Origin of the sequence: Bacteroides sp. 519, from assembly GCF_010500955.1 — a bacterium.
Lineage (GTDB): Bacteria > Bacteroidota > Bacteroidia > Bacteroidales > Bacteroidaceae > Bacteroides.
In genome coordinates, this window is sequence record NZ_QVMJ01000005.1 from 290,078 (window position 1) to 297,838 (window position 7,761).

General features: G+C 42.0%; 4 protein-coding genes. All 4 read left to right on the forward strand.

What is annotated here, in order from left to right; all coding sequences use genetic code 11:
* The first annotated feature begins 149 nt into the window (after positions 1–149).
* The 4 genes from D0T85_RS07620 to D0T85_RS07635 all read left to right on the forward strand — a co-directional run bounded on the left by D0T85_RS07620 (position 150) and on the right by D0T85_RS07635 (position 7,709).
* Positions 150–1,799 carry a DUF4099 domain-containing protein gene (locus D0T85_RS07620; RefSeq protein ID WP_163211869.1) on the forward strand — a complete coding sequence of 550 codons (1,650 nt, stop codon included), beginning with the start codon at positions 150–152 and terminating at the stop codon, positions 1,797–1,799.
* Positions 1,800–1,838: 39 nt separating this feature from the next.
* The gene (locus D0T85_RS07625) at positions 1,839–3,938 is read left to right on the forward strand and encodes a type IA DNA topoisomerase (protein WP_163211871.1); all 2,100 of its coding nucleotides are present in this window, start codon (positions 1,839–1,841) and stop codon (positions 3,936–3,938) included.
* Between the two features lie 158 nt (positions 3,939–4,096).
* The gene (locus tag D0T85_RS07630; RefSeq protein WP_163211873.1) at positions 4,097–4,531 is read left to right on the forward strand and encodes a DUF1896 family protein; all 435 of its coding nucleotides are present in this window, start codon (positions 4,097–4,099) and stop codon (positions 4,529–4,531) included.
* On the forward strand, positions 4,521–7,709 hold the full coding sequence (locus tag D0T85_RS07635) for an N-6 DNA methylase (RefSeq protein ID WP_163211875.1): 3,189 nt from the start codon (positions 4,521–4,523) through the stop codon (positions 7,707–7,709). Before D0T85_RS07630 ends, D0T85_RS07635 begins: the two co-directional genes overlap by 11 nt.
* Positions 7,710–7,761: the final 52 nt, after the last annotated feature.

Below are 7,761 nucleotides of genomic sequence, written 5' to 3' on the forward strand. Positions count from 1 at the left end.
TCATAAAATCAAGTTTTAAATGCTCATACTACCACTGGAGTGCCAAACACTACCACTGATTTGTAAATCAGCATTTTAATCGTTTTTCCGTCCTATTTTCGCTGCCGAATTACATTAATGTTGATGTAATTATTAAACATTTATTTTATATGGATAAAAATCTGAATGACCAGGAGGTGTTACTGGTAGTAGAAAAAGACAGTAACGAGCTGAAAGCCGTTACAGGGTTGAATGAGGACGGAACACCAAAGACCGTCAAACCCGAGGCGAAGAATGAGCCGGACTTTTTAAAAGTCGATAAACACAGTGATGTATTGGAAAACTTCTTTTCAAACTTCATGCGGCAGGCGAAAGAACCGACCCATTTCCATTTTTTCAAAGTGCCGTTGGAGAAAATGGAAAGCATGACCCTCGCTTTGCAGGAATTATTGAAAAATCCGGAGAACCCGGCTAACAAACAGATATTGGACGAACAGCGGGTAATGCCGGAGAATTTTGCATCGAAACAGTATCAAGCTATAGATGAATCCCGTATTAATTGGGAGCAGTTGAAAAGTATCGGTGTTACATGTGACCAGCTTGTTAATACCAATTCGTTGGACAAGATGCTTAACTGGCAAAAATCCCCCGTATTATTCCCCATTCAGGGAGATATAAACGGTGTTCATATTCAGACCGATGCCCGTTTGTCTTTCCGTGAAAATGCGGAAGGAGAACTAAGCCTTCGCGTACATTCTGTTCGCCAGCAACCGGAACTGGATGTTCCCCTATATGGAACCCAACTTACGGAACAAGACAAAAAGAACCTCTTGGAAACGGGTAATGCGGGACGATTGATTGAGTTCAATGTCGGCAAGGATAAGACAATCAACGCCTATGTATCGGTAGATAAACTGACTAATGAGTTAGTGATATTAAATGCTGATAAGATAAAAATCCCCAGTGAACTTAAAGGAGTAAAGCTTTCCGAGCAACAGAAGCAGGAACTTCAGGAAGGCAAAGGAGTCTATCTTGAAAATATGCTTTCTAAAAACCTGAAACCTTTCAGTGCAACCGTACAGGTCAATGCCGATAAGCGGGGATTGGAATTTCAGTTTCCTGATGCACAAAAACAGGCTCAAAATCAAAGTGAAAAAATCAAGCAGGGAGAAATTCCAAACACTTTCCGAAAAGTCAAATTGAGCGAAGACCAAAAGGCAAGCCTGAAAGATGGCTATACAGTTCATATTTCCGGCATGAAAGACAAGAAAGGCAAGGACTACAGCGGCTATATGACACTAAATAAGGAGCAGGGAAAGATAGACTTCATGTTTCCCGGCCAGTACAAAGAAAACCTGAAAGCCGGTCTTGTGATTCCTGATAATCGCCACAAGACACAGGTTGCAGCCAACAACGAAGGCAAAAAAACGGAAGCAACTAAAAAGGTGGATGAGCCGATGAAAGAAGGTCAAATACAGCCAACCGAAAAACAAGAGGCAAAATTGACCAATGGCAAGGAAAAATTACAGTTTGTTGCTAAGTACGGTTATGAGGGTATATCAAGTCATCCGAAAGGAAATGAGGTGTTCAATACAGCATTTATGGAAAAATACAATCTTAATAACGATTACAAAAATGCGCAAACGATTCATTACAATTCAACTTTCGCTGATACGGTAGCCGGGACTGAATCTATGTTAGCCGACAGCAAACAATATTCCGAAAAGATGAAAGACACAGCTTCCAAAGAGTTGACTAAGCAAGAGCAAAAACAGGAGCAGCAGGACGAGCCTAAAAAATCAAGAGGTCGCAAAATGTAATTCCTTATTCAATTATCCACAAATTAATTCAAAGTAAAAATGAACGATATTAAAATTGCAATCCTTGCCGAAAAGCCATCTGTGGCAAGAAGTATCGCCGAGATAGTCGGTGCAAAAACAAAGAAAAATGGTTATTTGGAAGGTAACAACTATATGGTTACGTGGGCGTTCGGGCATTTAGTCCAGCTCGCACTCCCCGAACACTATGGGGCAAAAGGATTTTCAAAGGATCATCTACCGATTATTCCTCATGAGTTTATGCTGATTCCCCGACAAGTCCGTGCGGAGAAAGGATACAAAGACGACCCGTCTGCCCTGAAGCAACTGAAAACCATCGAACAGGTTTTTAAGCAATGCAAGAAGATTATCGTAGCTACCGACAGCGGTAGAGAAGGAGAACTTATCCACCGCTACATCTACGACTATCTGGCTTCGGATGTTTATTGTGAACGTCTTTGGATTTCATCATTGACCGAAAAAGCCATCAAGGAAGGTTTGATAAAACTGAAGCCGGGTACAGAATACGACAACCTCTATGCAGCAGCGGAAGCCCGGAGCCAAGCCGATTGGTTAATTGGGATTAATGCCTCCCAAGCATTAAGCGTTGCCGCAGGCAATGGCGTTTATTCTCTGGGCAGAGTCCAAACACCAACATTGGCGATGATATGCAGCCGCTATTTGGAAAACAAAAATTTCAAACCTGTACCATTTTGGCAAATGCAGCTTGTTACTTCCACCAGCGGAAAAAATATAACGGCAGCAGGGAAAGACAAATTTTCCGATAATGTAGAAGCAACCGCTATTTATAATAAGGTACGCTATGCGGACAAGGTTTTGGCTGTAAAAGTGGAGCGCAAGGAAACGAAACAGGAACCTCCGCTTCTGTATGACCTGACCACATTACAGAAAGAAGCAAACAGCAAGCACGGTTTCTCGGCAGATAAAACCTTATCCCTTGCTCAAAAATTGTATGAGTCGCAGTATCTGACCTACCCAAGAACCGGAAGCAGGTATATTTCGGACGATATTTTCCTTGAAGTAGGTGGATTGATTGATAAGTTGAAAGGATACGCTCGTTTCGCTTCTTATGCTGAAAAACTATCGGATATGAACCTGAATATTCGTCCGGTGGATGATAAGAAGGTAACCGACCACCATGCTTTACTTATCACGGAAAAGTTACCGGACAACTTACCGGCAGACGAACGTATCATTTATGAAATGGTTGCCGGACGTATGTTGGAAGCCTTTTCTTCTACCTGTACCAAAGATGTGACTACCGTAACATTCGGAACCGGCGATACATTATTTGAGGTCAAAGGCTCTGTGATGAAACGTAAAGGCTGGCGGGAAGTTCTGAATGAGAAAGACGAAGATGCGGAGGTGCAAACAGAACTTCCCGAAATACAGGAGGGAGAATCCTATCCCGTATCTTACATAGACTTACAGGAAAAGCAAACGAAACCCAAACCGCTTCACACGGAGAGTTCTCTGTTGGGAGCAATGGAGACTTGTGGTAAGGATTTGGAAAACGAGGAACAACGGCTTGTCCTGAAGACTTGCGGTATCGGAACGCCAGCCACTCGCGCAGCTATCATCGAGACTCTTTTCTCACGGGATTATATCCGCCGGGAGAAGAAATCATTAGTTCCGACCGACAAAGGATTATCCGTATATGATATTGTTAAAGACAAACGGATTGCAGATGTTGAAATGACAGGCTATTGGGAGGATGCCTTTTTGAAAATCGAACGGGGAGAACAAGAAGCAAGCAATTTTACCAAAGGTATTGAAGTCTATGCTCATCAAATTACCGAAGAACTTCTGAATCTTGATTTGGCATTCTCTGCTAACTCCTACTCCTGTCCCAAATGCAGCAAACAGGGACTGAGGTTTCTTACTTCCGTTTGTAAATGCTCGGATGAGGCTTGCGATTTTGTGATGTTCCGTAACTGTGGAGGCAAGAAACTTACCGATGACATTTTCATTGAATTACTCTCGGAAGGGAAAACCCGCCTTATCAAAGGTTTTACCAGTAAAGCCGGAAAACGTTTCGATGCTTACCTTACTCTCAACAGTGAATGTAAGGTCATTTATGAGTTTCCCGAAAGGAAAGGTAGCTATAAACGAGGAAAATAGCTATATTTGCCACAGATTCTACGAGAAGCATAAAACTGTTTATAATAGCTATGCTTTGAGTTAATCTGTGGATAAGGCATTCGGGATTGAATAACCCGGATGCCGTTTTCGTTTTCCCCTTTCCATTCATTTTATCCACAAATTAATTCAAGTCATACATGAAGAAAAAAGATAAACAGGAATTATCCTACTATGGGCTTCTGCTCCTTTCATTCCTGAAAGAGAGCCATCCCGATAAAGCACACGACAACGATTTCATTCTCCTTCGCTCCGAATTTGCTGCCGAGAGTTACACCAATGCTATAACCAACGGTTACAGCCAACTATCGGCAGAGGAAATAGCATCATCCGTATTATACGAAGGATTGTTATTCTCTCGATACGATACTATCCGCAACGTACTTGCCAATGAGTTTACCATTGTTCCATCAGAAAGAATAGATAGCCTTGCGATGGAATTACTAATGCCTTGTGAGGAGGTCTTTTCAGAATATCCTATCGACGACTCATTTGCTACCTCTCCCGAATATAATACGCTATACACAGAACTGATCGGATTCATAGATTTATGGAGGGAGGAAAATGAGCTATAATAAAAAGGCTCATTTGAGAGCCAACATAGATGCAATCCGAATCGCTCTGACCCCTGACCAGGAGAATCGCCCGGCAACAGGAGCGGAATTGCAAGTCTTGCAGCAGTACAGCGGTTTCGGAGGATTGAAATGTGTCCTTAACCCGGCAGCAACTCTTGCCGATACCGCTTCGTGGGCAAAATCGGAAATAGAACTTTTTCCCCTTGTATCGGAATTACACACCGTACTTCGTAAGAATACAAATAGTGATCGGGAGTACCGCCAGTATATGTCAAGTATTCAGAACTCTGTCCTTTCCGCTTTTTATACTCCACCGGAAGTTATCGGCAGTATCAATCATGCTTTAGAGGAGAAAGGAATTATCATCGACCGATTCCTCGATCCATCGGCAGGAATTGGTGCTTTTTCGTCCGGATTCCACTTGGCAGACGAAGCCGAAAGTGTCTGTTTTGAAAAAGATTTACTTACCGGAAAGATTCTCTCCGCACTTCATCCTGAAGCTAAAGTCAATATTGAAGGCTTTGAACGTATTGAAGGACGATACAATAACTATTTTGATGTAGTAGCCTCCAATATTCCGTTCGGGGAAATGAAAGTCTTCGACTCTGAATATAGAACAAAACAACCGAAAGTCTATCAGGACTCCACCAATTATATACACGATTATTTCTTCCTTAAAGGACTGGATTCGGCAAGAGAGGGCGGTATCGTTGCTTTTCTCACTTCACAGGGAGTTGCCAATTCTCCCAAAGGTTTGCCGATAAGAAGCCATCTGATGAGTCAGGCTGATTTGGTTTCACTTGTCCGGTTACCCAACAATCTCTTTATTGACAGCGCGGGAACAGAAGTAGGCAGTGATTTAATCATCCTGCAAAAGAATACCGGTAAGAAAATCATGTCGGACAAGGAGTTGGATTTTGTGAGTACACACAAAAACGAAAAAGGAGAATCCATCAATAATCTTTTTACCGGCAACAACCTCGACAGAGTTGTCCACACCAAAGTGGTTGAGGATACTGATATGTATGGGAAGCCCTCCTTTGTGTATCTGCACGATGGTGGAACGAAAGGTATTGCCGCCGATTTACAGAAAATGCTCATGGAAGATTTCTCCCAAAACCTTAATACTGAACTATACCATAGTAATTCCGTTAAACCGCATATAATCGAAACAGTACTATCAAATAGCCCGACAGAAGAAGATCTTCGGGAAATGGGGGCATACTTTGATGAACTGGATAAGAAATTTATCAAACAACATCCACCAGCTCCCGAAGATTTTGGAATAAAAGAAGCGAAAACGAAGCCGGAGGAATCTTTGGAAGTCAATGTATCCGCACCGATTGTGTCGTTGTATGACCTTTGGGGGTTTTCCGAAGAAGAACGAACACAGGTAAAGCCCAAACGCGGGAAACAGAAATCAGCTACAAAACCTATTCAGCAGCAAGATTTATTCGGGAATCCGGTTAATGAACGTCAAAGCAGAACAAGTACACCCAAAGAGATATCAACTTCACTGCAAGAAAGACCAACAAAAGAAAATACCTATCCCGTTGCCGATGCACGAAAAGAAGAAGTGCAGAAACAGTGGGAGGAATATATGAAGCCCCGACCGTATTCGGGAGAACTTAAAGATTTTCACAAAGAAGGTACTCTGGTAAAGGAAGAGAACGGGCAAATCGGCGTTCTCAAAAAGCGTTACCGAGATAGTGCTGAATTTCATCCTTTAGATATTCCGCAGTTACAGAAAGGGAAACTCGAAAAATATATAACAATACGGGATAGTTACAATGAACTGTATGATTTTGAAGCCAAGAACTTAATAGAAGATGCCGATTCCCGCAAGAAACTCAACAATTCTTATGATGATTATGTGCGTTTGTACGGCAATCTGAATGACAAACGAAATATCAATACGCTTAAAATAGATGCAGGGGCAACTGCTATTCTTGCCCTTGAAAGAAGTATCGATGGTAAACTTCAGAAAGCAGATATATTCGACCATCCCGTAGCATTTAATCCCAACGAGATAATATCGGCAAATACTTCAGAAGAAGCATTGATGGCTTCACTCAACAAATATGGAGAGTTCCGAATGGATTATATGCTTTCCTTGTTAGAGAATAAAACACCTGATGAGTTGATTCATGACCTTGAAGGGAAAATTTATTTTAATCCGATCATTCAGAATTTCGAGATACGGGATAAGTTTATTGCCGGGAATGTAGTTGAAAAGGCAGAACGGGTTGAACGCTATTTAGCTAACCATCCCGATGATATTCAGTCGCAAAAATCGCTTGCAGCCTTACATGATGCCAAACCTCAGCCTATCCGGTACGAAGAATTGGATTTCAATTTTGGAGAACGCTGGGTTCCTATGAATGTGTATGAAAAGTATGCTTCTAAACTGTTCGATACGGACGTTCGGATAGACTACTATGCATCACGGGACGACTTTAACGTATCTGCTAAACATCCGAATCTTATCATTTACGAAAAGTTCGGGGTTAAAAGCGAATCCCAGCTCTTCAATGGCATCCATTTGATGAAGAATGCCTTGTTGAACACGACTCCCAACATTACCAAAACAGTTGATGTGTTGGATAAGGCAACCGGAGAGATGAAGAAAGCCAAAGTTCCTGATGGGGAAGCCATACAACTTGCCAACAGTAAAATTGATGAGATACGAGGCGGTTTTTCGGAGTGGTTGGACGACCAACCGAAGGAATACAAAGATAAACTGACGGATTTATATAACCGTAAATTTAACTGTTTTGTCCGTCCGCAGTACGATGGATCGCACCAGACATTTCCGGATCTGGACTTAAAGGGACTTGGTATTCCCGATTTATACCAATCACAGAAGGATTGTATATGGATGCAGAAACTGCTCGGCGGAGGCATTGCGGATCATGAGGTAGGCGGCGGTAAAACGCTTATTATGTGCGTGTCAGCGTATGAGATGAAACGTTTGGGAATGGCGAACAAGCCGATGATTATCGGACTAAAAGCCAACGTTCATGAGATTGCTCATACATTCAAGACCGCTTATCCCAATGCAAAAATCCTTTATCCCGGAAAGGAAGACTTTACTCCCGCCAACCGCCAAAAGATTTTCAATGAAATCAAAAATAACGATTGTTATCCAAAACTTTTCATTATCCCAACTTTTTATTAGAACGCCTTATAATGAGTTGCTTTCAGGAAAAAGTTGGGATAATTGACAGCAC

Bases quoted from the DNA above. Each gene is read 5' to 3' on its own strand.
- D0T85_RS07620 (WP_163211869.1), top strand. From the start codon at position 150: ATGGATAAAAATCTGAATGACCAGGAGGTGTTACTGGTAGTAGAAAAA.
- D0T85_RS07625 (WP_163211871.1), top strand. From the start codon at position 1,839: ATGAACGATATTAAAATTGCAATCCTTGCCGAAAAGCCATCTGTGGCA.
- D0T85_RS07630 (WP_163211873.1), top strand. From the start codon at position 4,097: ATGAAGAAAAAAGATAAACAGGAATTATCCTACTATGGGCTTCTGCTC.
- D0T85_RS07635 (WP_163211875.1), top strand. From the start codon at position 4,521: ATGAGCTATAATAAAAAGGCTCATTTGAGAGCCAACATAGATGCAATC.